We start from the raw sequence: 26082 nt of genomic DNA on the forward strand, positions 1-26082 counted from the left end.
GCGTCTATTCGATTATACGCAAAGAGCCGGCCGTGGTCAATGCCCCAATTGCATCCAATCGAGTCTTTGGGGCATACAAAGCAGCGCATCCTAATCCAGATAGTCCTTCAGCTTTTTGCTCCGGCTGGGATGGCGGAGCTTGCGCAACGCCTTGGCCTCGATCTGACGGATCCGTTCGCGGGTGACGCCGAACTCCTGGCCGACCTCTTCGAGGGTGCGGGAGCGGCCATCATCGAGTCCGAAGCGCAAGCGGAGCACCTTCATCTCCCGCGCTGTCAGTGTTTCCAGTACCTCTTCCAATTGCTCCTTGAGCAGGATGAAGGAGGCCGCTTCCGCCGGCGCCGGGGCATCCTGGTCTTCGATAAAATCGCCGAGGTGGGAATCTTCTTCTTCGCCGATGGGCGTTTCCAAGGAGACGGGCTCCTGGGCGATCTTCATGATCTCCCGCACCCGTTCTACCGGGATATCCATCTCTTTGGCGATCTCCTCAGGCAACGGTTCCCGTCCGTACTCCTGAAGAAGTTGGCGGGACACGCGGATCAATTTGTTGATCGTCTCCACCATATGAACCGGGATGCGGATCGTCCGTGCCTGGTCGGCGATGGCCCGGGTGATGGCCTGCCGGATCCACCAGGTGGCATAGGTGGAGAACTTGTACCCTTTGCGGTAATCAAACTTTTCGACCGCCTTGATCAAGCCCAGGTTGCCTTCCTGGATCAAGTCCAGGAAGAGCATGCCGCGTCCCACGTAGCGCTTAGCGATGGAAACGACGAGCCGCAGGTTGGCTTCGGCCAGGCGCCGTTTGGCCGCCTCATCGCCTTCTTCCATCCGCTTGGCCAAGTCGATCTCCTCTTCCGCCGACAGCAGGGGCACCCGTCCGATCTCCTTGAGGTACATGCGGACGGGATCGTCGATGCCCACACCTTCTGGCACGGACAAATCGACTTCAATCTCTTCCTCTTCCCGGATGATTGGTTCTTCAGCCTTATCCAAGGATTCGGCCTCGGTGTTGTCCGGCACCACATCGATTCCCATGTTGCCCAATTGCTCATAGATATCATCGACTTGGTCTGCCGTCATCTCGACACCTTGCAGCGCGTCCATGATCTCCTGGTAGGTGAGGACCCCTTTTTTCTTCCCTTTGGCAATCAGGTCTTTTACTTTTTGTACTTGTTCTACCTGTTCTTCTTTCTGCTCTTCCTTCATCCGTGGTTCCCCCCCTTGTACCAGGGCCGTTGATCCAATCGACCGCCAAAAGGCATGGCGCCCTGTCTGCGCGCCGCCCGGCTACGGGCTTGTTGCAACTTCGACAGGCGGGGCAGCAACCGCTGCATCGCCTCCATGTCACCGCTCCGGGAAAAAGCGTCTACCTGGCTTTCCAAGCTGGCGATTTCTTCTGTCAACCATCCATATCGCAGTGTATTGATGCAATCTTCTATCACCGGTTCCTGGCAGAGGATGTCCTCCACCAACAGCGCGCTCAGGTATCCCCTGGCGCTGTCGGAAGAGAGGCGATCCGCCACCCGGCCGGTCAGTAGGCCGGTCAGAGCACCTCCGCCGCCTTCATCGCATACAGCCGTCAAGGCGGCAAGGATTTCACCGAGAGGACCTTCGACCTGGGGGATTTCCTCACCCAACCGTTCAAAGACCCAGCGGACCCGGTCGGGGTCCCCGATCATCCAGTAAAGGAGATAACGCCAGGCCTGTTCTTGTCGGTTTGCACTATGTTGTCGTTGCTCCGCCCCAGCGGCTCCGCCAGCGCTGCCTGCCACCCCGAAAGGGCCGGCTGTCGCGTTAAAACCGGTTCCCCCGACCTCACCGGCCATCGTCGGCCTCTCAGGTTCCCCGGCATTCCAGGCGGGGGCAGAAGCAGAAATAGTATGTCTAATATTTTCCTTTCTCATCCCCGGCGATCGGGTATTGCGGGCGTGTCCCCGGACTTCTTCCATCACCGCCGCTTCGGAGATCCGCAGTTCCCTGGCCAACCACTGAATGTCGGCCTCCTGTTCCACCGGACTGGGAATCGCCAGCAAGAGCGACGCCAGTTCGCGAACGACTGTCACCTTGCCGGCAGCGGACGATAAGTCCTGACCGGCGGCGACGCGGGAAAAGCAGAAGGTGAAAAAGGGCGGCGCCTGTTCCGCCGCCAGCCAGAAGCTGTCGGCGCCGTGGCGCTGCAGGTACTCGTCCGGATCCTTGTCTTCCGGCAGGGTCAGCACATGGATCTGCGCCCCCAGACCGGTCAAGATCTCGCCGGCCTTCACCGTCGCTTCGATACCAGCCCGGTCGCTGTCATAACAGATCAGCACCCGGGGTCCGTAACGGAGAAGCAGGCGGCCCTGCTCCGGCGTCATGGCCGTGCCGAGGCTGGCTACTGCCTGCCGGATGCCATGCTGGTGACAAGCGATGACGTCCATGTACCCCTCGACCAGAACGGCCACCCCTTTTTCCCGGATGGCGGGACCAGCCTTGTTCAGGCCGTAGAGGTGCTGCCCTTTCTTGTAGAGGGGTGTTTCCGGCGAGTTGAGGTACTTGGGCACTTCGTCGTCGAGGACGCGGCCGCCAAAGGCGACCGGACGCCCTTGGGCGTCAAATATCGGAAAGATAATCCGGTTGCGGAAGCGGTCATAGTGGCCCTCTCCCCCCTGACGGGGCACAATCAAACCGAACCGTTCCAACTCTTCCGGGAGATATCCTTCTTGCTGTAATCGGGTGGCAAGAAACTCCCATCCCGGCGGCGCAAAACCGAGTCCGAAATCCACAGCGACGCTGTCGCTCACACCCCGGCGGGCCAGGTACTCCCGAGCCGCGCGCGCCCGCCCATCCTCCCGCAGGCATTGGAAGTACAGTTCCGCCGCTCGCTTATGGAGCGACCGCCCGCGTTCGACGGCTGTGCGCTGGGCCTGCTGGGTCGGTGTCAACTTCTGTTCCGGGAGAGTGACGCCGGCACGTTCGGCCAGCTTTTTGAGGGTTTCCGGAAAGGTCAGGTTCTCACGGAGCATAACAAAGGTAAAGACATCGCCACCCGTACCACAACCGAAGCAATGGAAGTATTGCTTATCCCGCGATACGGTAAAAGACGGTGTCTTTTCGGAGTGAAAGGGGCAGAGCCCAGCATACCGCCCGCCCTGCCGTTTCAGCGCCACGTAATCCGCCACAATTTCGACAATATCCAAACGATGGCGAATCTCATCGACGATCTGGGGATCTCGCAAAAACCATCACCCCATCATGCATTCGCCGTCTGGCGCTTAAATCCTTCTTCTCCCGCTTTGCTCTTCTCCCGCTTTGCAGCAGCCTGAAATCCTTTCTTGTTATTCGCGGCGGAGTTGACATTTCCTCCAGAGATTCGACACTTTTTTACCGGTTCCCGTTCGTATGCCCCGACTCCTCTATATTATACCTACCCTCCCGGGGTTCTAATCCCAGCGGTTAAGCCAGGGCGAGGGCAGAAAAAGCCGTTCATAGACCTTGACGGCAAAGCGGTCGGTCATGCCAGAGATGTAATCGGCGACGGCCCGCTCCATCCCCTCGGTCTCGATCATGTCCTGATACTCCTGGGGCATGGCCCGCGGGTTGTACTTGAAGTAGCGGAACAGGGAAAAGATCAGTTCCTTCGCCTTACTCTCTTCCGCCTTGGCCCGGGAACCGATATAGACCTCGTTGAACATGAAGCGCCGCAGCTTCAGCGTCGCTTCCTCCACCTCAGGACTGAGTCGGATCTCCGGCTGATCCCAGGAGGCGCGCACCATGTCCATGACCATCCTGTTGATCCGGGAGCGGTGATTGCCGCCGAGGACGCTGATGCAGTCGGCTGGAAGGTCTTTTTCGCCGATGATGCCGCCCCGGATGGCGTCGTCGATGTCGTGGTTGATGTAGGCGAAGCGGTCGGCCCAGCGGACGATCTGCCCCTCCAGCGTGTTTGGCTTGCCGCTGCTCGAATGGTTGACGATCCCGTCGCGGACCTCCCAGGTCAGGTTTAATCCCACCCCCTGTTCCAACGTGTCGACGACACGCAGGCTCTGCCGGGCATGGGAAAACCCTTCCTTGAGCGTCTTGTCCAGAGCGTCTTCCCCGGCATGACCGAAGGGGGTATGGCCCAGGTCATGACCGAGGGCGATCGCCTCGGTCAGATCCTCGTTGAGCCCCAGCGCCCGGGCGATGGTCCGGGCGATCTGGGCCACCTCCAGGGTGTGGGTCAGGCGGGTGCGGAAGTGATCCCCTTCCGGGGAGATGAAGACCTGGGTTTTATGCTTCAGCCGCCGGAAGGACTTGGAATGGATGATCCGATCCCGGTCGCGCTGAAATGCCGTCCGCATGGCGCATTCCTCTTCCGGTTTCAACCGCCCCTTGCTCTGGGCGCTCTTGGCTGCATAGAGAGATAAGAGACTCTCTTCCCGCTGCTCCAGTTCTTCCCGAAGAATCATGATCACACCTCGCTCAACCAGGGGGCCACGCCCCGGTGTCCGTTGACAGACGATGAGAAGGACTTTTTGTTTAGCTTTTCCTGCAAGAGCAAGCCCGAGCCGCCTCGACAACCCGGCGACCGAGGATCCGCGCCCGTTTGAGGCCGTCGGCGTCAGCTTCAGCCGGTTTTTGCGCCGAAGCCCCGAAGTGACCGCAATCATCTTCAAGATAACCGTCGCCGACAAGGGTCATACCCTGTACCAGCATCATGTCATGGATCGCCCGGATCGTCGTCTCCTGGCCCCCGAACCGGGAGGCCCCACAGGTGACAGCGCCGCCGGGGATGCCAAGCCAGGCTTTTTGCCCACGGAGCCGGCGGGTCTTGTCAAAAAAGGCTTTCAACTGAGCGCTCACTGTTCCGAAATAGACTGGGCTGCCGACGATGACACCATCGGCGCTCGTAATCTCGGAAAAAGCCTCTTCGAGGGCGGTTCCTAAAAAGCAGGCGCCTGTGCAAGGCGTCGAACAGGCCGTGCAAAAAGGCCAGCGGGCGTCATCAAGCGCCTCGGCTACCTCAATCCGGCGCACCTCTGCGCCAGCCTTGACGATCTCTTCCGCAGCAGCGTCGAGCAATGCCGCCGTGTTCCCCGACCGGTTGGGACTTCCGTTCACCAGTGCTATCTTCATGAGAAACCCATTCCCCTTTCACCTTCTACTGATCATTGATAATACCTAATACTACCCGTACCCTTCGATTCCCTTCCAAAGGTCACAAGGAAAAAAGCCGGGCTTTCCTTCCCGGCTTTTTCTTTAGATGATGATGCAGATCAGGCCGCCATTGCCCTCGTTGACGATGCGCTGCAATGTCTCCTGCAATTTCCCTTGCACATTCTCCGGCATGCGCTGCAGCTTGTTCTGGACGCCCTCCCGGACCAGGTCATGGAGCGACTTTCCGAATATGTTGGATTCCCAGATCTTCTGGGGATTCTCTTCGAACTCTTCGAGGATGTAGCGGACCAGTTCCTCACACTGTTTTTCGGTTCCGATGATGGGCGTGATCTCGGTGGTGATGTCGGCGCGGATGATGTGCAGCGATGGCGCGCTCGCTTTCAGCTTGACGCCAAAGCGGTTCCCCTGCTTGATCAACTCCGGCTCTTCCAGGTACATCTCTTCCAGGCTCGGGTTGACGACGCCGTAGCCGTTTTGCCGCACATCCTCCAGGGCCGTCGCCACCTTGTCATACTCGCGCTTGGCCTTGGACAATTCCTTCATCAGGCGCAGCAGGTCGTGTTCGCCCGAGATGGTAAAGCCGCTCTCTTCCTGGAGCACCGTATAAAACATGCTGTCTGGCGCCGTCATTTCGATGGAGGCCGCGCCCGTCCCCAGGTTCATCTGCTGCAAGAAGACCTCTTCTACGAAGTCATATTCGCCCAGCGTCTCTACGGCGATGTCGATGTCGCGCAGGCGTTTCACCTGGGAGATCGTATCGCGGACGGCGTTTTCGAATTTCTGCCGCATCGTATGTTTCACATCCAGTTCCTCGATCCAGAGCGGCAGGTTGACGTTCACCTCGGTGACGGGGAATTCGTAGAGCGCCTCTTCCAGAAGTTTCAGGATGTCATCCTGATTCAATTCCGATACGTTCAATGGCAGTACAGGTACCTGATAGCGGCCCTCCAGGGTGTAGGCCAGTTCCGCTGTGTCGCGAGAATGGGGCCGCATGGAGTTCAAGATGACAACGAAGGGCTTGTGCAGTTCCCGCAGTTCTTCGATCACCCGTTCCTCCGCTTCCATGTAGGCATCGCGGGGCAGTTCGGTGATCGATCCGTCGGTGGTGACGACGAGGCCGATGGTGGAGTGATCGGCGATCACCTTGCGTGTGCCGATCTCGGCGGCGTCCTGGAAGGGCATCTCCGCTTCCGACCAGGGTGTCATCACCATCCGCGGACCTTCCTCTTCCACGTAACCAAGGGCGCCATCGACGGTGTAGCCCACACAGTCGACCATGCGGATCCGCATCTTGAGGCCGTTTTTGACGCCGATCTCCACCGCTTCATTGGGGATGAACTTCGGCTCCGTTGTCATGATCGTGCGCCCGGCGCCGGACTGCGGGAGCTCATCGCGAGCCCGCTCCTTGTCATGGATGTTCTTGATGTTGGGCAACACGAGATGTTCCATGAAACGTTTGATAAAGGTGGACTTACCCGTGCGGACCGGGCCTACCACCCCGATATAGATGTCGCCTCCGGTGCGGTCACTGATATCACGGAAAATATCCAGTTTCTCCATCGCGGTTTTCCCCTCCTTATCGGACTGTTTGGCCCTGGCCGCTCGGTTGGGTCTCCACCCCAAAAATTTCCGTTGACAGGCCTTAACGCTAAAATTTATATGAGCCCCTGCGTGTCCGTATGACTGTTCTATGGCGGGGAAAACCGAAGAATCCCGTCCAACCCAAAAACCTCCGCCACAGAGGCCCCATTTGTATGGTTATGTTGCGGGAGTATCCGCTAGAACCAAAAGAAGAAACGCCTGCAATTTCTCTCCGTTAGAGCAGGATTGCAGGCGCCTTTTTTCGTGAACCTCCCCCATTAAAGTTGACGATTCACCGCATGAGCGACAGGTTTCAGCTCCTTCATCAGTGTCTCGAATCCTTCGGGATCAAGAGACTGGGGGCCGTCACAGAGGGCGCGGCAGGGCTCGGGGTGAACCTCCACCAGCAGGCCGTCAGCGCCGGCGGCGACGGCCGCCTTCGACATCGACTTAACCAATCTTGATGCGCCGGTGGAATGGCTGGGATCGACCAGGATCGGTAGGTGGGAAAGCTCTTTCACCAGGGGGATGGCGCTCAGATCGAGGGTGTTGCGAGTCGCCGTCTCATAGGTGCGGATGCCCCGCTCGCAGAGGATGACCTGGCTGTTACCTTCCGAGAGGATGTATTCGGCGGCCATCAGCCACTCCTCGATGGTGGCCGACAGGCCCCGCTTGAGGATCACAGGGATGCGGGCGCGTCCGACGGCCTGGAGGAGACGGAAGTTCTGCATGTTGCGTGCGCCGATCTGGACCATATCGAGATACTGGCAAGCCAGTTCCAGGCTGGGCTCGTCGATGACCTCGCTCACCGTCGGCAGACCGGCGAACCGGCCAGCGATCCGCATGATTTTGAGCCCCTCTTCCTCAAGTCCTTGGAAGGCGTAGGGCGATGTGCGCGGTTTGAAGGCACCGCCACGCAGGATCTTCCCGCCGCACCGGCGCACTTCTTCGGCAGCCCTCATCACCTGCTCGACGCTCTCAATGGCACAGGGACCGGCGATGACGGTGACGTCGTCGCCGCCGATAGCGACATCTTTGACATAAACGATCGTATTCTCTTCTTTGGCCTCCCGGCTGACCAGCTTATAGGGGCGGCGGATGGAGACCACTTTTTCTACGCCTGCAAGCGTCTCTAACCCTAATGAGGCGATAGCCTGGCGGTCGCCGACTGCACCGATGACGATGCGGTTCACCCCGGTGATCATGTGTCCGGCAAAACCGTATTCGGAGAGGACCTGGTTGACTTTTTCGATTTGGGCTTGGGTGGCGTGGGGGGTCATGACGATGACCATGGCGTATTCCTCCTCTTTTTTGTACCGTTTCGGGTTTTTGGTTTTTCGGATATAAACAATGGTCTCTTGTGGATGGGAATCAGCGCTTCGGGCGGGGGCGCATTGGTCTGCTCGCTAAGGGCTGCGCGGCGGCTCGCTCCGCTGCTCCGCTGGTCGCGTCAAAGGCTTTGGAGTTTTTCTGCATGTCGATGGCGCTCCCGACGCTGCGCAACTGCGCTCGCTATTCGCCGCTTCGCCCAAACCGCTCGCAGACCAATGCGCCCCACTTCCTCCTTTGGAGCAACTCCGTTTGGGATTAATCCTTTTGGATTGGTTTGGCGTTGTGAAAACAAAAAACCCGTAGCCGTCCCTTGTTAGGGACGAATGCTACGGGGCATCCGCGGTACCACCCTGGTTGACCGCACGGATAAAACGTGCGGGCCGCTCATTTACAAAAAGAGTACGGGAAAACGAAGCGACTAAACTGCATGAAGAGGATGGCCTTACGGCCAACGGGGCCATCGCCCGTTGTGGGTAAAACGCTGTAGAAACAAAAAACGCCTTTCATCCCTACAGGGACGAAAAGCGTTGTGCTCTCGCGATACCACCCTGGTTGATCCTGCTTTTCCGAAGAAAAGAGGGATCCACCTCCATGCAGAGTACGGGAACGTCGTTCCGATACTCCCTTCCAGGTAACGTCGGAAGTCTACGGCCTGACCTACGCGCCACGGCAACCAGGGGTTGCGGCGGTTTCAGCCGGCAGCTCCAGAGGGAACTTCAGTCCGTCATGCGATGAAAACGCTCTCAGTCTATGGCGTTTCCTCCCTGTAAGGCTGGGGCCGACCTACTTTTCTCTGTCATCGCCGTTGTCATTGTGAAGTTGGATATACTCTACCATATGTTTTTTGGCAATGCAAGGGCATTCCCGAAAAATCATTTCCAGACTTTATTTTTTCCGCCGCTCTGTTCCAGCACCGTTCCAGTACGATTTCGATAGCGACCTACATTAATTCCAGCCTTCGACGCCTTCCTCCACCTCATGGGTCTTCAGGCGGCCCATCAACGTCCCGACGGCGTCAGCAGGAGAAGCCCCTTCAAAGAGCACACGGTAGCATTCTTCGGTGATCGGCATCTCGACACCCTTTTCGCGGGCCATCTGGTAGGCGGCGTGGGTCGTGCGGATGCCTTCCACCGTCTGTCCGACGAGGGCCAGCGATTCTTCCACCGATTTGCCCTTGCCCAGGAAGCTGCCGAAGCGCATGTTCCGGGAGTGTTTGCTCGTGCAGGTGACGACGAGGTCGCCCAGACCGGCGAGGCCGGCAAAGGTGGTCTCCCGGGCGCCCATGGCCGTGCCCAGGCGGATGATCTCGGCCAGACCGCGGGTGACCAGGGCTGCCTTGGTGTTATCGCCAAAACCCAAACCTTCGGCGACGCCGCAGGCCAGGGCGATGATGTTCTTCAGGGAACCGCCCAGTTCCAAGCCGAGCAGATCGGGGTTTGTATAGACACGGAAATTGGGCCGCATCAGCAGGTCTTGGGCCTGTTCGGCCACGGCCCGCTGTTCCGCCGACACGACAACCGTCGTGGGGATGTCGCGAGCCACCTCTTCGGCATGGCTGGGACCGGAGAGGACGACGACGCGGTCAGCCAATTCCTTGGGAAGCTCTTCGCGGAGGATCTCCGAAGGGCGCTTGAGCGTCTCCGGCTCGATCCCCTTGGCGGTGCTGATGATCAAGGCATCGCTTGGCGCCTTTTCACGGATCAGCGCCGCCATCTCCCGCAAGGCAGCGGAAGGAACAGCCAGCACGATCGTGGCGGCGTCTTTGAGCACCTCATCCACATCGGCATAGGCGCGAACCTTGGCCGGCAGCAGAACGCCCGGCAGATAGCGGCGATTTTCCCGGTAGCTGTTGATATCCTTGGCCAGGTCAACCCGGCGGGACCAGAGGTACACCTGTTTCCCCTGCTGCACCAGCAAGCGACCCAGAGCGGTGCCCCAACTGCCAGCGCCGAGTACAGCGACTTTTTCTGATTGCATGTGATGAATTTACCCCCTCGTCTATCTTTGCGTCATCTTTATTTATGTTGCTTGCGCGTGATGGGATTTTCTGTTCCCGCCAGCAGCCTGCGGATGTTGGAGGTGTGCCTGTAGATGACAAAAAGGGCTGTGACTAGAGCAAATAACTGATAGGGAACCGGTTTGTCGAGGAAAAACATCAACAACGGCAGCAACGCCGCCGCTGTCAGGGAACCGACGGAGACGTATTTTGTGAGAAACACCGCCAGCCCAAAGGCCAGCAGACAAATGAGCGTCACATCGGGAACGAGCAATAGCACGACGCCGGCAGCGCTGGCGACGCCCTTGCCCCCCTTGAACTTCATGAAGGGAGAAAAGGTGTGTCCGAGGATCGCCGCTAACCCGGCGATGACGGCCATCGTTTCGCCGTTCGCCAGTCCCAGCCAAGCGGCCAAGGCCCCTTTTCCCGCATCGAGGAGGAGCGTCAAAGCGCCAAAGCCAGCGCCTAACACCCGGAAGGCGTTGGTGGCGCCCACGTTGCCGCTGCCGTGCTGGCGGATGTCGATACCGCGCAGTTTCCCGACAAGATAGGCAAAAGGAATCGACCCGAGGAAAAAGGCGAGCACAATCAGCCCTAGCGATGATGCGTTAATTATCGGGTTGATCATTGTGTTCATTGCTGCTCGGGATCCTTTCTAGTCCTTTTCCTTCTCGCGCTCGCGGATGATGATCCGCATCGGAACGCCTTCAAAGCCGAAGGTCTCCCGGAACCGGTTTTCCACGTGGCGGCGATAGGAAAAATGGAACAAATCCTCATCATTGACGAAAAAGACAAAGGTGGGCGGTTTTACCCCTGTTTGGGTCACAAAAAGGATCTTCAACCGTCGTCCCCGGTCTGTCGGCGCCGGCGTGACCCGCTGAATATCGGCCAGGAGTTCGTTGATGACCGACGTGCTGATGCGGCGGGTCGCCTGCTCGGCTACAAAGTCGACCAGTTCCAGTATCTTCGGTAGACGCTGTTTCGTCAAGGCGGAAACATAAATCGTTGGTGCATACGCGAGAAATCCCATCTCGGAACGGACAACCTTGTCGAAACGGTTCATTGTCTTGTCGTCTTTGGGGACGAGGTCCCATTTGTTTAAGACGAGGACGCAAGCCTTGCCGGCTTCATGGGCGTAGCCGGCGATCTTTTTATCCTGCTCGGTCACGCCCTGGGAGGCGTCGATGACCATGAGCACCACATCGCTGCGGTCAATGGCCCGCAAAGAGCGCATGACGCTGTAGCGCTCGACGGCCTCATCGATTTTCCCTTTGCGGCGCATGCCGGCCGTATCGATGAGGATGTAGCGCTTGCCGTCACGGTCGAAGGCCGTGTCGATGGCGTCCCGCGTCGTCCCGGGGATGTCGGATACGATCACCCGCTCCTGGCCCAGGATGGCGTTGACGAGAGACGATTTGCCCACGTTGGGCCGCCCGATGACAGCAATCTTGATCGCGTCCGGGTCTTCATCGTCGCCATTGTTCTCCGGCAGGACGGCCACGACGGCGTCCAGCAGGTCGCCCGTGTTCATGCCGTGGGAGGCGGAGATGGGGATGGGATCGCCCAGGCCGAGGGAATAAAAATCGAAGTAACGTTCTCTTTGGGAAAAGTCCTCGATCTTGTTGACGACAAGGAAGACCGGCTTCTTCGCCTTCCGCAGGATCGTGGCGACGGCCTCATCGTCCGAGGTGATCCCGCTCCGGCCGTCAACCATGAACAGGATGACATCGGCCTCTTCCATGGCCGCTTCAGCCTGCTTATGGATGATCGCCGAAAAGGGATTATCACGATCACCAAAATCCAATCCGCCAGTGTCAACGACGGTGAATTCCCGCTCCAGCCAGTTGGCGTCGCGGTACAACCGGTCCCGGGTCACCCCCGGCTGGTCTTCCACAATAGCCACCCTTCCCCCAGTCAACCGGTTGAAGAGTGTCGATTTTCCCACATTGGGCCGGCCTACAATGGCCACAATCGGTTTGGCCATAGATCTTCACCTTCTTTCCCGCTGTTTCTCTCCGGGAAAAAGCGCCGCAAAAAGGGCGCCGCCCTCGGCGTCAACGACTTCAGTGTGGACGCCGCCGAGCGCCTCAGCGATTGCTTCTACCGTATAGTCATCAAGGGTGATGTCACCCTCCGCCCGGAACATCACCGAAGGGAGCAGCACCCGTTCCCCTGTTCGCGGCGGTTTGTCCAACCCCCGTAAGGCATCGATCACATCGCCCGCCGTCAGCAGTCCGGCCACCGTGACGGTGGGGCCAAAGCAGCGATTCGGCACACCGATCAGCCGGATGCCCGCTTCTTCGACCTTCGCGCCGTATCGCTGGCACACATCTGTCAGCAGGTTGTCCAAAAAACGCTGTCCCGACTGGCCGGTGACGATGAAGGTGCGCCCTGCCTGCCAGTGATCTCGATCGGGCGAATCATCTCGATCCAGCGGACTATCTTCACCCGACAGAATTCCCTCTCCGGCAGATCGACTTTTCGTTAGGGCGCCCTGCTTTCTCTGCGATCGCTCAGCCGCCTCTTGCCAGTCTTCCCAAAAAAGGCGGCAAAGTCCCACGCCGTTTTCCAGTTGAGCATAATCCTCATAGACCTCAGCCGACGGAAAAGGAAGCCCGGCCAAGAGGTAAAACTCATCGGCGGCAAAAAAGACCGTTTCGCCACGCTCCTCCTGGGCGCGTTCCTGCCAGGCGCTCACTTGAGCGACGACAGCCGCCGCCTCGACTGGCGCAAAGGGCCGCAAGGGGTAAAGGCCCTCCCGGTGGCGCGTCAGACCGACAGGCACGACAGCCACACTGGCCAGCGCGTAGCCCAGGGACCAGAGGTCTGCCAGCGACTTGTCCAGCACTGCGCCGTCATTGAGGCCGGGACAACAGACGATCTGCGTGTGCAGTTGAATCCTCGCCTCCGCCAACCGGCGTAGGCGATCCATGATCTCACCGGCCCGGTGGTGCCGGAGCAGACGCTGGCGCACATCGGGATCGGTGGCTTGCACGGAGATGTAGAGAGGACTCAACCGCAACGAGAGCAACCGCTGAAAGGCCGCCTCGGACAGATTGGTCAAGGTGATGAAATTGCCGTGCCAGAAGGAATGGCGGTAATCGTCATCTTTGGCGTAGAGGGAGGGTCTCATCCCCGGCGGCATCTGGTCAACAAAACAAAAAAGACAGCGGTTCTGGCAACGCCGCAGGCCATCGAAGGTGGCCTCAGAAAAGCGGATGCCCAGATCGTCGTCCTCATCCTTCTCGAACTCAAGCTGCCGGATTTCCCCGGTGGCCTTGTCGAGGACTTCCAGACTGACGCGGGCATCGCGGATATAAAAGCCGTAATCGAGCTCATCGTGGATGGCGTGACCGTTGACGGCAACAATCCGGTCCCCTCGCCGCAGACCGAGTCGGCTTGCCAGACCTGCCGGATCCAGGTCCTCAATCGAGCCGCCTGCAGGTTTCACGGCTTAGGCCCCCTTATGTCCGTGATTCTTCTAACCATTATGACGGACCTGGTCCCGTTCGTCAAGGAATCGGGTTCCAGCGCTGCCGCCAATCCCCTCGCCAGGGCAACCGATTCACTGGGGTGGGCGGCTTCCGGGAGCAACACATCGACCGCTCGGGGCGAGAGATGCTGCCCCAAGCGGCTTCGAACAACCATAATCACGGGACGCTCCGCCGCCGGCAGGCTCTGCTGCCAGCGGCGGGCAAAGCCGAGGTTGGACCAGTGGCGGGGATGGACGGCTTCGATGAGCAGCTGCGCCCTGTAGCGGTCGCTCCCTGTCTCCTCCCAACCGCCCTCGGGAGACTGCCGAATCCGCACGATGGCCGCAAGGGACGCCATGGCCGCCTGACGAATCGCCCGCGCCGAGTCGGCGTCCGCCCCATCGTACCGGGAAACGCAGTAGCCCTCCCCTTCCAGCACCTTCTGCCATACAGCCGCCTGGGCGCCGTCCAGGCCAGGGACGAGCAGCGCGACGGCACCCTTTGACCCGTCCGGAGGAGAGGAAACACTGACAGGACAGAGCGTCGGCTGCACCACGGGATCGGAACGGTTTCCCGAGAGGATGCCTTCCCCATGAACCTTTACGGTCTCCGCACTCGCCACACGATCAGCACGATCCGTGCCCACAACCCGCCAATGCCTTCCCTGAAGATCGATCAACCCTTCACCCTTTTGCCAGGGCCACCGGCAGGCGCCCAACGTCTCCCCGTTGTCAGCGACGACCGCTCGCCAAGGTGTTCCCGGAGCAAAGGACAAGGGCGTCCAACTGACCCGCTGAAAAAGCAGCCATGCCAGAACGGCAAAGAGGCAAAGCCAAAGAAATCCCGTCACCAGTGAAGGCGTTACGAAGAGCGAACGTGGGACATCAAAGCCCTTATTCCGGCGGTCCATCGTTCTGCTTCGCTCGCGTCAGTTCCTCATTGCGGCTCTCGACGCGCCGAAAGAGAGGGAGCGTCCGGGACAGCCAGCGCATCCGTTCCGCGCCCGCCTCCCGCAGCTTGGCCGGTTTCCATTCCCCCACCCGTTCCGACAGGGACGTGAGAAAGAAGACGAAGAAGGCCGAGAAAACAATCCGGTCATAGACGATGCCGCCTCCCAGGATGCCCGCCTTTTCCGCCGGCATCAGGCTCCAGTACTGGTTGACGAAGGGGCCCACTGTTTCAGCCAGCACCGAGCCGAGCAACACCGCCGCCAACGCTCCCCGTGTCTCCGCAGCGACCGTGACAGCCCCCACAACGCCCAGCAGGGTGAACAGCCAATGGCCGTCCCAGAGGAAGTGGTCCGATTCCAGGCCCAGCACCTGCATCCCGATCAGTCCCGACAAGGCGACCGTGGCCAGGGCGAGCCAAAGACGGCGAGCCTCCAAGGTCGTCTTGCCACTCAAGGCAAAGCCGTAGATCAGCGGGAGCAGGACCCCACCCAGGTTGACTCCCTCCCAGGGCAGATCCCAGCCGATGGGAATGTCGACGAAAAGAGCCAGCCACCAGAGCAGCAGGGCGAGCAGGAGCGTTTTTACCGTAAAACGCAGCCTTCGGACAAGCCCCTCGCCCATTCCGAAAAAAAGAGCGATCATGGACAACAGAATCAGCATGGCGCCGATCGGGTACCGTGGCAACGCGCTCACCTCCTCTCCTAGGTTGCCCGGGGAGGCGCGGGAAAGATTCACAGGCGAAAGCGCGTTATACCGTTCCAGATAGCCCATCAAAAAAAGCCCCGGCACTTATGCCGAAGCTTGATCATAGCCATTTGATGTTTTCGCTGTTCCATCGATTCTCCCTTATCCATCCGATTCTTCTTATTCGATCAGTCCTTCTGTATGCCAGATCTTACGCTTCGCCGGACGCCGTGCCCAGAAAGCTGCCGGGATCCCCCGCAGGTCGAGCCGCTCCCGGAGGGCGCCTGTCAGCAGGCAAGGGCGCTTGCGCAGATCATCAATGCAAGCAGTGCCTGTCAGGGCCAAGCTTAGTTGGAGAGCGTGGCGGAAGCTGTCCAACCAGCCTTGGGCGGTCTGGTCGCCCGTCTCGTCCCCGGCGGCGCTGAAAGCGCCTGGACCGCCGCCGAGCAGGCCTTTGAGGGGCGCGCCGGCGATGCCGACAAGTGAAGCGCCCATGGCGAAGGCCTTGGCCGCCTCCCAGCCGTCGCGGATGCCGCCGCTAGCGATGATGGTTGCCCTCTCGCCGGGAGGCAGATAGCGCTCGACGGCCCAGACTGTTTCAGCCAGACTGGCCGCCGTCGGTATCCCCCAGGCTTCAAAGGCGGCGCTCTGTTGGCCCTGGCGGCGCAGTTCGATGGCCACAAAGTTGGTGCCGCCGGCGCCGCCCACATCAATGTTGCGGACGCCTAGGTCGAGCAGTCGCCGGGCTGTCTCCAGAGAGATGCCGGCGCCCACCTCTTTGACGATGAGCGGAACGGGGCAATGGCGGACCAACTCGGCGATGTTTTCCTTCCAGTGGCGAAAGTCGCGGTCCCCTTCCTCCATGGCCAACTCCTGGGCGGGATTCAGGTGAACCTGCAACCCGTCCGCTTCCAGCATGTGGACCGCTTCCAACGCTTTTTCAGCAGGCGTGTTGGGGTTGACATTGGCGAAGACCACCCCATCAGGGTTTTCGTCGCGCATCACTCGGTAAGAATCGCGTAAACGGGGATCTCGCAGCGCAGCAGCCTGGGAGCCGACGGCCACGGCCAGCCCGTTCCGGGCCGCCAGCCTGGCTAGTCGGCGGTTGATCTCCGTCACCAGCGAAGTGCCGCCGGTGATGGCGTTGATCAGCAAGGGCATGGACAGGCGTTTTCCCATCCATAAAACAGAGAGATCGATGGTTCGGAAATCGACAGCCGGAAGGGCGTCATGGAGGAGCTCTACATGGCGAAAACCATTCGAAGCGGGACCGTCGTCCAGGGCGAGGGCTTGGCGGATGTGATCGAGTTTGCGTTGCTGGCGGATATCCAAGTCATTTCCCCCTAGAAATCGCCCAAGCCGGGGCGCAATTGCCTTTTTTACGTTCCACTCAACGAGACGTTACTATCTCCTTGGTGCTCACTCGGAATCCTTGGCGGCGCCAGGCTTGCGTGAGAGGGCCACTTTGCCGGTGCGCACCATCTCGACGATACCGTGGTCGGCCAGGACCTCGCAGAGGGCGTCGATCTTGGTCTCTTCACCGGTCAGTTCAATAACCATCGTTTCCCGATTCACATCGACGATCTTGGCTCGGAAGATCTCGACGATATCGACGATGTCGGAACGGGTCTCCGGTCGGGCCTTGACCTTGATCAGCGCCAGTTCCCGCTCGATCGATGGCTCTGCCGTCAGTTCCACGATCTTGATCACGTCGACCAGTTTGGAAAGCTGATTGACCACCTGTTCCAGGTTGCGGTTGTCGCCTTCCACCACGATGGTGATCCGGGTGATGTCGGCTTCCTCCGTGTAGCCGGCGGTGATGCTCTCAATGTTGAAGGCCCGCCGGGCGATGAGGCCGGCGATGTGCACCAGCACGCCAGGGCGGTTTTCGACCAGCACAGCGATCGTATGGCGCATATCACTTTACCTCCCCGTTGATCATCTGGTCCAAAGGCGCGCCGGCCGGGACCATGGGCAGCACGTTCTCGTCACAGCAGACGCGGATGTCCATGACGACAGGGCCTTCTGTCGCCAGCGCTTTGGCGATCACCTGGGGCATCTCTTCCGGCGTCTCGGCCCGCAGGCCGGTGGCCCCAAATGCCTCGGCCAGGCGGACATAGTCGGTGCCGCCGTTGGCGAAGCGGGTATAGGAGTAGCGCTGGTTGAAGAAGAGCTTTTGCCACTGGCGCACCATGCCCAGGACGTTGTTGTTCAGGATGGCCACCTTGAGCGGCAATTGGTGCTCCACGGCGGTAGCCAGTTCCTGGCAGTTCATCAGGAAAGAGCCGTCGCCGCTGATCAGCACCACCGGTTCCTTCGGTTGCCCCATCTGAGCGCCGATAGCCGCCGGCAGGCCGAAGCCCATCGTGCCCAGTCCGCCCGAGGTGATAAAGTTGCGCGGTCGCCGGAAGCGGTAGTACTGAGCCGTCCACATCTGGTGCTGGCCCACGTCGGTGACGACGATCGCCTCGCTCTTTGTCTGGCGATCGATCTCCTCGATCACAGACTGCGGTTTGATCACCTCATCGCTCAACTGGTAGCTCAACGGCGCCGCTTCGCTCCAACCGGTGACCTGCTGGCGCCATTCGTCCCAACGGGTTGCCGTGCCTTCGCCAGTGGAATCGGCTAGGGCACTTTCCAGGGCGGCCAGGCTCCAGCGCAGATCGCCGACGACAGCCAGGTCGGCGACGACGTTTTTGTTCACTTCCGCCCGGTCGATATCGAAGTGGACCACCTTGGCATTGGCGGCGAACCGCGCCAACAGACCGGTCACGCGGTCATCAAAGCGGACGCCCACACCGATGAGCAGGTCGCATTCCATGACAGCCCGGTTGGCCGCCACCGTGCCATGCATCCCTACCATGCCCAGGAACAAGGGATCGTTCGTAGGGATGGCCCCTAAGCCCATGAGGGTGCTGATGACAGGGATCCGGTGGGTTTCCACAAGCCGGCGAAAGAGCGGGGCGGATTCCGCGTTGATGACGCCGCCGCCGATGAAAAAGAGCGGCTTTTTCGCCTCACCGAGGGCCTTGACGACGGCGTCGACCTCGGCGGGATTGCCCTCCGCCTGGGGCTTGTAACCGCGCAGGCGAACCGTCTCGGGGTATTCAAAATCGATCGTGGTGGTCATCAGGCACTTGGGCACATCGATGACAACCGGACCCGGCCGCCCCGTCCGGGCGATGTAGAAGGCTTCCTTGATCACCCGGGGCAGGTCCTGGGCGTTCTTGACCAAGTAATTGTGCTTGGTGATCGGGGCAGTGATCCCCGTAATGTCAGCCTCCTGGAAGGAGTCCTTGCCGATGACGGAAAGGGGCACCTGCCCGGTGATACAGACCATCGGCACAGAATCCATATAGGCGGTGGCGATGCCGGTGATCAGATTCGTCGCCCCAGGACCTGATGTGGCAAAGCAGACGCCCACCTTGCCTGTGGCCCGGGCGTAACCGTCAGCGGCATGGGCGGCGCCCTGTTCGTGCCGGGTCAGAACATGCCGGAGTTTACAGTCATAGAGGGCATCATAGAGCGGCAGCACTTGCCCGCCCGGATACCCGAAAATCAATTCCACCCCTTCCTTCTCAAGACTGGTGACGATGGCTTGCGCTCCGGTCATCTTCATCCCTGACACCTCATCTTTCAATTATTCCTTTTGTGTAGAAAATAGAAAACCCCCGCCTCTTGAGCAAAGCAAGAGGCGAGGGATCTTTCGCGGTACCACCCTTGTTCGGCCATCCCGAAAAACAGGAAAGCCCTTCGTGAGGCAAGACAGGCTTGCCCCGGTCCAGTAACGGCGACCAGCCGGCTGGGCTTAATCGGGCATCGCCCTTTCAGCCTGCTCCTTGGAGAGGATTTTCCCGCCGGAGGCCGCAGTGCCGTCTTTCAGCCAGGGACGGCTCTCTGGTGACTGCGGTGGATCGCGGTACTCTTTCTCCGCATCGGATTTACCATCGCTTATCGAATTGTGTGCGAAGGTTGGACGAAGCTTTTCTTCGCCCATCCTTTCGCAGGTTATTATTTGATTAATCAGTCACGGTTGAATCTTTCTTGATCAATCCGTCAACGGTTGTTTCCTTATATTCTATACAGGAGCCGAAATCCTTTCAAGAGGATCCCGTTAAATTTCCGTTAACCGCCGCCATGGGGGCGATTGTGGTCCCTTCCCCTCTTTGTTACAATATAGCTGGCAGAACAGGTTCCTCAGGGGGCAACGTGATGGGCGCATTGAAAGAGACGGCCCAATGGGTCGTCACGACTTACGGCGATCTGGGTTTATTCATCGGACTTTTTCTCGAATTTATCGGCTTTCCCTTTCCTGGCGAACTGTCACAAGCCTTTGCCGGTTTCCTTATCTCCCAGGGTCATCTGAACCTCTATGTCACCCTTCCTGTCTGCATCGCCGGCAGTCTCTTCGGCTCCATGGCGGCCCATGTCATCGGCAATCGCTACGGTCACCGGCTCCTCTATGAATGGGGTCCCCGCTTGGGACTGAAACGACGCTATATCGAGAAGTCGGAGAAGTGGTTTCGCAAAAACCGCCTTTCCATGATATTATTCAGTCGCTGGGTCCTCGGTGTGCGCCATGTGACCCCCTATTTCACCGGCCTGGTCCGCATGCCCTTCTGGGAAGCCTTCTTCTGGAACCTGCTCGGCTCCCTCCTCTGGTGCGTCCCCCTGATCTTTATCGGCGTCCTCGTCGGAGAGGCCTACGAAGCCTTCATGCATGAGTTCCATCGTTATCTAAACCTGCTTGTCTGGGCCGTCGCCTTATTGGGTGGCTTCTTCTACCTCTTTTACCGTCTGGTGAAGCGGCCGAAGCTCAGGGAAAAGGAAGCCAACGCCGAGGAACCTCCGAAACCATAACCGCATTGGGAAACCGAAACTGTATCGGGAAACTATAACTGCATCGGAAATTCGAAACTGCGTCGAGAATCGCTCGACGCAGTTTTTTACTCCATCTTGGGAGTACACCAGATACTTTTTTCGTTCGAGTTTTGCAGGTGCACTCATCTTCAAAACCGGACCAGGACGAGGCCGGCGAAGGTGAGCGCCACCGCCAGCGACTGCAAGGCCGTCAAACGCTCTTTGTAGACCCCGACGGAGAGGAGCACAATCACCAGGCCATAAAGGGAGAAAACCGGCGAGATCACCGAAGCCGGCCCCAGCGAGAGGGCATAGGCGTAGAGTTGCAGCCCGCCGAAGGAACCGACGCCACTGGCCAACCCCCAGCCAAGTGTGGGCAAGAGCCTCCCCGGAGGGATGTTCGCAAACTCGGCCCGATGCGCGATGAGGAAGTAGAGGAGCGGGAAGAGATAGCTGAAAAAGAGCACGGCGCTGTTGTCCATGGCCATCTCCTGGGTCACCTTGAGCCCGCCGTTTCGAACGGCAAAGAGGAGCGTGCTCAACAGGACCAGAGCCAGCCAGTAAAGGGAGCCGCGCTCTCCCCCGGCGCCGCCGGGCCGCAGGGCGATCAAGGCGATTGCGGACACGATGAGGAAAACGCCAGCCGCTTTGAAAGGACCGACTGTCTCTCCATAGACCAAGACTGAGAGTAGGATGACGAGAACCACGTTCATGTTGACGATCGGCGACGCCAGACTGGCCGGACCGGTCTCAAGGGCGCGCATGAAGGCGAAGTTGCCGCCGGCAGAGCCGAGGCCGATCAGGAGACCGGCCACCAGAAGGGAGATCCCGACGGATGCTCCCCCAGCCAGCCAGGTAAAGAAAAAACCGAGGGTCCCCGTAAGGTACAATCCGATCAACACCATCGAAGAGGGCACGCCGCGCATCTGCCCCACCTTCATCCCAAAACCGGCAAGCCCGAAAACGACGGCGCTGAACACGGCCAGGAAAAGCCACATGAACTCCTGTCACCTCGTTTGAGCAATTGTGGCGCAAAGAGGCGCCTGTCCTGCCTGACTGGCAAGATCGAGGCGCCCGGCTGCTGTGCTTATTCTTTTTCCCTATCCGGATTCCATGCGCTTTTTGCCGGCGGAAGGTTCTGATCCTTCGTCAAGGCGAAATAGCCCACCAGGGCGAAGGCAAGGGCGATGAGAATCGTGAGCAGGTGCGCAAAGGACCCTTTCACTGGTTAGGCCTTCGCCCTCTCGGCGGCGACAACCTGGAAAGCCTCTTCGGCGGCGGCGATGGTGAAGTCGAGGTCCTCTTTCGTCATGGCCAAGGAGAGGAAGGCGGCTTCGAACTGTGAGCATGCCAGGTAGACGCCGCGGTCCAGCATAGCCCGGAAGTAAGTGCCGAAAGCGACCGTATCGGAGGTGCAGGCGGAAGCGAAGTCGACAACAGGCTTGTTAGTGAAGAATCCCGTCAGCATGGACCCGACGCGGTTCGTCCAGACAGGGACGCCGGCTTTTTCAGCAGCCTTGGCCAGGCCGTCAGCGAGGTAAGCCGCCTTCTCGTCGAGCGCAGCATAGGTTCCAGGCCGTTTAAGGAGCTCTAAGGTGATGATGCCAGCGGTCATGGCCAAGGGGTTGCCCGAGAGGGTGCCCGCCTGGTAAATGGGACCAGCCGGCGAGACTTTTTCCATGATCTCGGCCTTGCCGCCGTAAGCGCCGACAGGCAGGCCACCGCCGATGATCTTGCCCAGGCAGGTGAGGTCCGGTTCAACACCGTAGAGGGTCTGGGCGCCGCCGAAGTCGACGCGGAAGCCGCTCATGACCTCATCGACGATCATCAGCGCGCCATACTGGCGGGTCAGTTCGCGGACGCCTTGCAGGTAGCCTGGTGCAGGCGGCACAACACCCATGTTGCCGGGAACGCCTTCGATGATGATGGCGGCGATGTCATCGCCGGCCTCTTGGAAGATCGCCTTCAGTGTCTCCAGATCGTTGTAGGGGGCGGTGATGGTGTTGTTGGCGATGTTGGCAGGCACGCCGGGGCTGGTGGGCACGCCAAGGGTCAGCGCCCCCGAACCGGCCTTGATCAGCAGGCTGTCGGCGTGGCCGTGGTAGCAGCCTTCGAACTTAACGATCTTGCTGCGGCCCGTGTAGCCCCGGGCGAGGCGCAGGGCGCTCATGGTGGCCTCAGTGCCCGAGTTGACCATGCGCACCATGTCCATGGCCGGGAAGGCTTCCAGGACCAGCTTGGCCAGGCGGCTTTCCAGCTCCGTCGGCGCGCCGTAGGAGGTGCCCCGGTCGATGGCCGCTTTCAGCGCCTCCGACACCTCGGGATGGACATGGCCCACGATCATGGGGCCCCAGGAACCGACATAATCGACATACTTGTTGCCGTCCACGTCATAGAGGTAGGCCCCTTCAGCCCGCTCAATGAAGACCGGGTTGCGCCCGACCGATTTGAAGGCCCGCACGGGGCTGTTCACCCCGCCAGGGATCAGGGTTTTCGCTTCGGCAAAGAGTTGTTCCGAACGATCGTAAATCCGGCTCAAAAAAGTCGCCCGCCTTTCCAGTGCGTTTATATTAGAATGCTTCTTTTCGCCAAGAGATCTGAAAAAACCTTTTACGAAAGCAGCACCCACGCGGGGCCGGCAAGGGCCCCGCCTCGCGGGTGCTGAATATGACATCGATATAGTTTTCTTTTCCCTATTCCTCTTCGGTAAAGTAGCGCATGCTCGTCTTCTTCAATTCCTCTGTGGAGAAGAGCAAGCGATAGTTGGTGATCCCCGTCGCGGCAGAGATGCGGCGGGCCACCGCTTCACAATCGTCACGGCTCTCGCCGTGGATCATGGTGAAGTGGCTGTAGGGCCAGCCGTCGAAGCGGGGGCGCTGGTAGCAGTGAGATGCCTCGGGGAAGGTGGCCATGATCCGGCCTACCTCTTCAGCCCGCTCCTCCGGCACATCCCAACAGCCCATGCCGTTGGCGGTAAAGCCCACTTCCCGGTGGCGTAGGGCGACGCCAAAGCGGCGCATCAGCCCTTCCTCCTGGTAGCGGCGCGCGCGGGCGATCACGTCCTCTTCGGTCAGCCCCACCTGTTCGGCGAGGGCCGCAAAAGGCCGCGACACAACAGGCAGGTCCTCTTGCAGGAGGCGAATCAGCTTCTTATCGGTTTCCGTCAGCATTGCCTGAGGTCCCTCCCGTGCGTCATTCCGCCGCTGCGGCAGCGGTCGGGCTTTGCTTGTCCAGTTTGAAATCGACTTTGATCTTGAAAAAGCGCACCGCCGGCAGGTTGTGAACCTCACAGCCCGTCTTTTCTCGGATCTCGTCAAGCACCTTGTCCATGTACTCCGGCGAAGGCGTGATCAACGTAAACCATACGTTGAACTCGTGCTCCCGCAGGTAGTTGTGGGTGACGCCGGGGTAGCTGTTGACGACCTCAATGGCCAGGTCCAGTTTATCGGCAGGCGCTTTCATGGCGCAGAGGGTCGACTTGTAGCCGAGAGCGCGGGAATCGAAGATCCCGCCGATGCGCCGCACAAGCCCATCGTCCTTGAACCGCTGCACCCGCTCGATCACATCAGATTCGGTCGTTCCCAGCGTTTCGGCCAGTTGCTTGTACGGTTCGGCGACGATGGGAAAGGATGACTGGATGATGGTGAGTAAGCGCCGATCCAGGTCATCAAGGTTCATGGCTTAGTACCCCTTCCGTCCGTGGTAGAGGCACCAGGGTTCTTCGGCCATAAAGTTCTGGTTGTGGTAGTAGTAGGCGCGAGCCCGGCAGCCACCGCAGGAATAGCGGTATTTGCAGGAGCCACAACCGCCTTCATACTTCAGCGTACGCAGTTCTTCGAAGATGGGGGCTGTTTTCCAGATCTCCGAGAAGGGCGTCTCACGGACATTGCCGGCGGAGATGTTCAGGTAGGCGCAGGGTTGAACGATGCCGACAGGTGAAATGATGCAATAGTGGGTGCCAGCCAGGCAGCCACGGGCATAGCGCATATCCATGCCCATTTCCTTGGCGATGCGCATGAACTGGGGCGCGCAGGTCGGCTTCAGTTCGATGTCGACCGTCTTCTGTTTCTCCATGATCTCCGTCAGGATCTCTTCATACTGCTCCGCCTTCAGCGACTCTTCCTCGATGCTGACGGCCCGGCCGGTGGGCACCAGGAAGAAGGTGTGGTGGCCGACAGCGCCGATCTCGACAGCGAAATCGGTGAGCGCATGGACTTCATGACGGTTCCAGTCCATAACGGTCGTGTGGATCTGGAAGCCCAGCCCTTCCTCACGGCAGTTCTCCATCCCGCGAACCGCTTCATCCCAAGCGCCGGGGTAGCGGCGGAAATCGTCATGCTTCTTCTTGTCCAACGAGTCGAGGGAGATCCCCATGCCCATGGCGCCGGCCTTTTTCAGATCACGGGCTAATTCACGGGTGATCAGCGTGCCGTTGGTGCCAAAGACAGAGCGCAAGCCCTTCGAGGTGGCATAAGCGACCAGCTCGACGATATCGGGCCGCATGAGCGGCTCCCCGCCGGAGAAGATCATGATCTTAAAGCCGGCTTTGGCGATCTCATCAAGCAGTTGCTTGCCCTCTTGCGTATTCAACTCCTGATCCGCCTTTGCGCCCGCATCACGGTAGCAGTGGTCACAGAACATATTACACTGGTTCGTTGTATTCCAGGAAATAATCAAGGAAGAGCCCCTCCTTTTTCGGTGGATAATTCAGAACGTTTTTCTGTCTAATGTAAAACGTTTAACCGTAACACGGATAAAGCAATGCCGTAATAATGATGAGCAAATGTCTCAGTAAACGAAAGCCTGGGGTGTATTGGCGTAGTGAGCGGTTTGAGCGGAGCGGCGAAGAGCGAGCGAGACGTCAGAGCGAAAAGGCGCGCCATGACATGCAGAACATCCCTAGTCGTTTGGCGCGCCCGCTTTGACGTCGAGCGAGCCGCCGCGCAGCTCTTAGCGAACGGAGCCAATACACCCCTCGCTTTTACACAAAGGTCAATAGGTTATGCTTAGGAAACGGCAGATTACTCAGTCATCCACCGAATCGCATCCTTCGCATGATAACTGATGATCAGGTCCGCTCCAGCCCGCTTCATGCTGAGCAGGATCTCCAGGGTGATCCGCTTCTCATCGATCCAGCCCTGGGCCGCAGCCGCCTTGACCATGGAGTACTCGCCAGAGACGTTGTAAATGGCCACCGGCAGGTCGAAGGTCTCCTTCAAACGGCGGACGATATCCAGGTAGGCTAAACCAGGCTTAACCATGATGATGTCGCAGCCCTCTTGGATATCCAGCGCCGTCTCACGAAGCGCCTCGGTGCTGTTTCCGGGGTCCATCTGATAGGAGCGTCGGTCGCCCCACTTGGGTGATGACTCAGCCGCCTCCCGGAAGGGACCATAGAAGGCGGAGGCGTACTTGGCTGAGTAGGACATGATCGGCACGCCCTCAAAGCCGGCCTCGTCGAGACCGTCGCGGATAGCGCCCACCCGTCCGTCCATCATATCAGAAGGGGCGACCATGTCCGCACCCGCTTCGGCATGAGAGACAGCCGTTCTGGCCAGGTAGTCGAGGGACGGGTCGTTGAGGATGCGGCAGCCGTCGACGATGCCGCAGTGGCCTTGGGTCGTGTACTGGCAGAGGCAGACATCGGTGATGACGTACAACTCGGGACAGGCGTCCTTGACCGCCTTGACCGCTTCCTGGACGATGCCGTTGGGATCATAGGCGCCAGAGGCCACCTCATCCTTTTCAGGCGGGATGCCAAACAGTTCCACCGACCGGACGCCGGCTTTGTAGGCGTCGACAGCCTCTTTAACGATGTTGTCGACAGAGAGCTGGCATACGCCCGGCATCGAGCTGACGGGATTGACGACGTCTTTCCCCGGAACGGCGAAGAGCGGGTAGATCAGGTCTTCCGGACGAAGGTGAAATTCCCGCACCATATCGCGCAGAACCGCGTTCTCCCGCAGGCGCCGGGGCCGCTGAATGGGGTAGCCGGAAAGGATGTGTTTCATCCCGTTGATTCCCTCCCAAAAAACATCACGTAAAGGTCACACAAGCATCGCGTCCATGC

Annotated in this window: 24 protein-coding genes; 1 reads left to right on the plus strand and 23 read right to left on the minus strand. The window is 59.5% G+C overall.

The window, feature by feature from the left end; translation table 11 throughout:
* Nucleotides 1-90: 90 nt before the first annotated feature.
* From rpoD to AC0CW1_RS06520, 16 genes are all read right to left on the minus strand, one after another.
* Nucleotides 91-1206 (minus strand): RNA polymerase sigma factor RpoD, encoded by a 1116-nt coding sequence (rpoD, locus tag AC0CW1_RS06445; RefSeq protein ID WP_488182258.1) that lies wholly within the window; start codon nucleotides 1204-1206, stop codon nucleotides 91-93.
* Nucleotides 1203-3215, minus strand: coding sequence for a DNA primase (gene dnaG, locus AC0CW1_RS06450; protein WP_488182259.1), 2013 nt, complete (start codon nucleotides 3213-3215; stop codon nucleotides 1203-1205). The genes rpoD and dnaG overlap by 4 nt, the downstream gene beginning before the upstream one ends.
* A 204-nt stretch (nucleotides 3216-3419) precedes the next feature.
* Nucleotides 3420-4427, minus strand: a complete 1008-nt coding sequence (locus AC0CW1_RS06455; protein ID WP_488182260.1) for a deoxyguanosinetriphosphate triphosphohydrolase — start codon at nucleotides 4425-4427, stop codon at nucleotides 3420-3422.
* 70 nt (nucleotides 4428-4497) lie between these two features.
* Nucleotides 4498-5094 (minus strand): flavodoxin family protein, encoded by a 597-nt coding sequence (locus tag AC0CW1_RS06460; protein WP_488182261.1) that lies wholly within the window; start codon nucleotides 5092-5094, stop codon nucleotides 4498-4500.
* Between the two features lie 123 nt (nucleotides 5095-5217).
* Nucleotides 5218-6696, minus strand: a complete 1479-nt coding sequence (gene spoIVA, locus AC0CW1_RS06465) for a stage IV sporulation protein A (protein ID WP_488182262.1) — start codon at nucleotides 6694-6696, stop codon at nucleotides 5218-5220.
* Between the two features lie 299 nt (nucleotides 6697-6995).
* Nucleotides 6996-8009, minus strand: coding sequence for a 3-deoxy-7-phosphoheptulonate synthase (aroF, locus tag AC0CW1_RS06470; protein ID WP_488182263.1), 1014 nt, complete (start codon nucleotides 8007-8009; stop codon nucleotides 6996-6998).
* Nucleotides 8010-8994: 985 nt separating this feature from the next.
* Nucleotides 8995-10026: an NAD(P)H-dependent glycerol-3-phosphate dehydrogenase gene (locus AC0CW1_RS06475; RefSeq protein WP_488182264.1), complete on the minus strand. Its 1032-nt coding sequence runs from the start codon at nucleotides 10024-10026 to the stop codon at nucleotides 8995-8997.
* Nucleotides 10027-10064: 38 nt separating this feature from the next.
* Complete coding sequence (gene plsY, locus AC0CW1_RS06480; RefSeq protein ID WP_488184100.1) at nucleotides 10065-10673, minus strand: glycerol-3-phosphate 1-O-acyltransferase PlsY; 609 nt, start codon at nucleotides 10671-10673, stop codon at nucleotides 10065-10067.
* 27 nt (nucleotides 10674-10700) lie between these two features.
* Complete coding sequence (der, locus tag AC0CW1_RS06485; RefSeq protein WP_488182265.1) at nucleotides 10701-12029, minus strand: ribosome biogenesis GTPase Der; 1329 nt, start codon at nucleotides 12027-12029, stop codon at nucleotides 10701-10703.
* A gap of 6 nt (nucleotides 12030-12035) precedes the next feature.
* Nucleotides 12036-13496: a DUF512 domain-containing protein gene (locus tag AC0CW1_RS06490; RefSeq protein WP_488182266.1), complete on the minus strand. Its 1461-nt coding sequence runs from the start codon at nucleotides 13494-13496 to the stop codon at nucleotides 12036-12038.
* Nucleotides 13493-14428, minus strand: a complete 936-nt coding sequence (locus tag AC0CW1_RS06495) for a hypothetical protein (RefSeq protein WP_488182267.1) — start codon at nucleotides 14426-14428, stop codon at nucleotides 13493-13495. The genes AC0CW1_RS06490 and AC0CW1_RS06495 overlap by 4 nt, the downstream gene beginning before the upstream one ends.
* On the minus strand, nucleotides 14412-15152 hold the full coding sequence (locus AC0CW1_RS06500) for a hypothetical protein (protein ID WP_488182268.1): 741 nt from the start codon (nucleotides 15150-15152) through the stop codon (nucleotides 14412-14414). Before AC0CW1_RS06500 ends, AC0CW1_RS06495 begins: the two co-directional genes overlap by 17 nt.
* A 180-nt stretch (nucleotides 15153-15332) precedes the next feature.
* On the minus strand, nucleotides 15333-16484 hold the full coding sequence (fni, locus tag AC0CW1_RS06505) for a type 2 isopentenyl-diphosphate Delta-isomerase (protein ID WP_488182269.1): 1152 nt from the start codon (nucleotides 16482-16484) through the stop codon (nucleotides 15333-15335).
* A gap of 87 nt (nucleotides 16485-16571) precedes the next feature.
* A complete protein-coding gene (gene ilvN, locus AC0CW1_RS06510) occupies nucleotides 16572-17069 on the minus strand; it encodes an acetolactate synthase small subunit (protein ID WP_488182270.1) in 498 nt (165 codons plus the stop codon).
* Nucleotide 17070: 1 nt separating this feature from the next.
* Nucleotides 17071-18771 carry a biosynthetic-type acetolactate synthase large subunit gene (gene ilvB, locus AC0CW1_RS06515; protein WP_488182271.1) on the minus strand — a complete coding sequence of 567 codons (1701 nt, stop codon included), beginning with the start codon at nucleotides 18769-18771 and terminating at the stop codon, nucleotides 17071-17073.
* A 189-nt stretch (nucleotides 18772-18960) separates the two neighbouring features.
* Nucleotides 18961-19149 (minus strand): hypothetical protein, encoded by a 189-nt coding sequence (locus AC0CW1_RS06520; RefSeq protein ID WP_488182272.1) that lies wholly within the window; start codon nucleotides 19147-19149, stop codon nucleotides 18961-18963.
* Nucleotides 19150-19364: 215 nt separating this feature from the next.
* Between AC0CW1_RS06520 and AC0CW1_RS06525 the strand changes: the two genes are divergently transcribed.
* Nucleotides 19365-20012: a DedA family protein gene (locus AC0CW1_RS06525; protein WP_488182273.1), complete on the plus strand. Its 648-nt coding sequence runs from the start codon at nucleotides 19365-19367 to the stop codon at nucleotides 20010-20012.
* A 149-nt stretch (nucleotides 20013-20161) separates the two neighbouring features.
* Here AC0CW1_RS06525 and AC0CW1_RS06530 read toward each other — a convergent pair whose 3' ends face one another.
* The 7 genes from AC0CW1_RS06530 to hemB all read right to left on the minus strand — a co-directional run bounded on the left by AC0CW1_RS06530 (nucleotide 20162) and on the right by hemB (nucleotide 26023).
* Nucleotides 20162-21010 (minus strand): EamA family transporter, encoded by an 849-nt coding sequence (locus AC0CW1_RS06530; RefSeq protein ID WP_488182274.1) that lies wholly within the window; start codon nucleotides 21008-21010, stop codon nucleotides 20162-20164.
* Between the two features lie 89 nt (nucleotides 21011-21099).
* Entirely contained in the window at nucleotides 21100-21237 is a 138-nt protein-coding gene (locus AC0CW1_RS06535) for a hypothetical protein (protein ID WP_488182275.1), read from the minus strand.
* Nucleotides 21238-21240: 3 nt separating this feature from the next.
* Nucleotides 21241-22551, minus strand: coding sequence for a glutamate-1-semialdehyde 2,1-aminomutase (hemL, locus tag AC0CW1_RS06540; RefSeq protein ID WP_488182276.1), 1311 nt, complete (start codon nucleotides 22549-22551; stop codon nucleotides 21241-21243).
* A gap of 154 nt (nucleotides 22552-22705) precedes the next feature.
* Nucleotides 22706-23182: a siroheme decarboxylase subunit beta gene (gene ahbB, locus AC0CW1_RS06545; RefSeq protein WP_488182277.1), complete on the minus strand. Its 477-nt coding sequence runs from the start codon at nucleotides 23180-23182 to the stop codon at nucleotides 22706-22708.
* A gap of 22 nt (nucleotides 23183-23204) precedes the next feature.
* Nucleotides 23205-23690 carry a siroheme decarboxylase subunit alpha gene (ahbA, locus tag AC0CW1_RS06550; RefSeq protein ID WP_488182278.1) on the minus strand — a complete coding sequence of 162 codons (486 nt, stop codon included), beginning with the start codon at nucleotides 23688-23690 and terminating at the stop codon, nucleotides 23205-23207.
* Between the two features lie 3 nt (nucleotides 23691-23693).
* Nucleotides 23694-24689: a putative heme d1 biosynthesis radical SAM protein NirJ2 gene (gene nirJ2 / locus AC0CW1_RS06555; protein ID WP_488182279.1), complete on the minus strand. Its 996-nt coding sequence runs from the start codon at nucleotides 24687-24689 to the stop codon at nucleotides 23694-23696.
* Nucleotides 24690-25033: 344 nt separating this feature from the next.
* Entirely contained in the window at nucleotides 25034-26023 is a 990-nt protein-coding gene (hemB, locus tag AC0CW1_RS06560; RefSeq protein ID WP_488182280.1) for a porphobilinogen synthase, read from the minus strand.
* Between the last annotated feature and the right edge of the window lie 59 nt (nucleotides 26024-26082).

The sequence above is a fragment of the Heliomicrobium sulfidophilum genome (assembly GCF_057715735.1).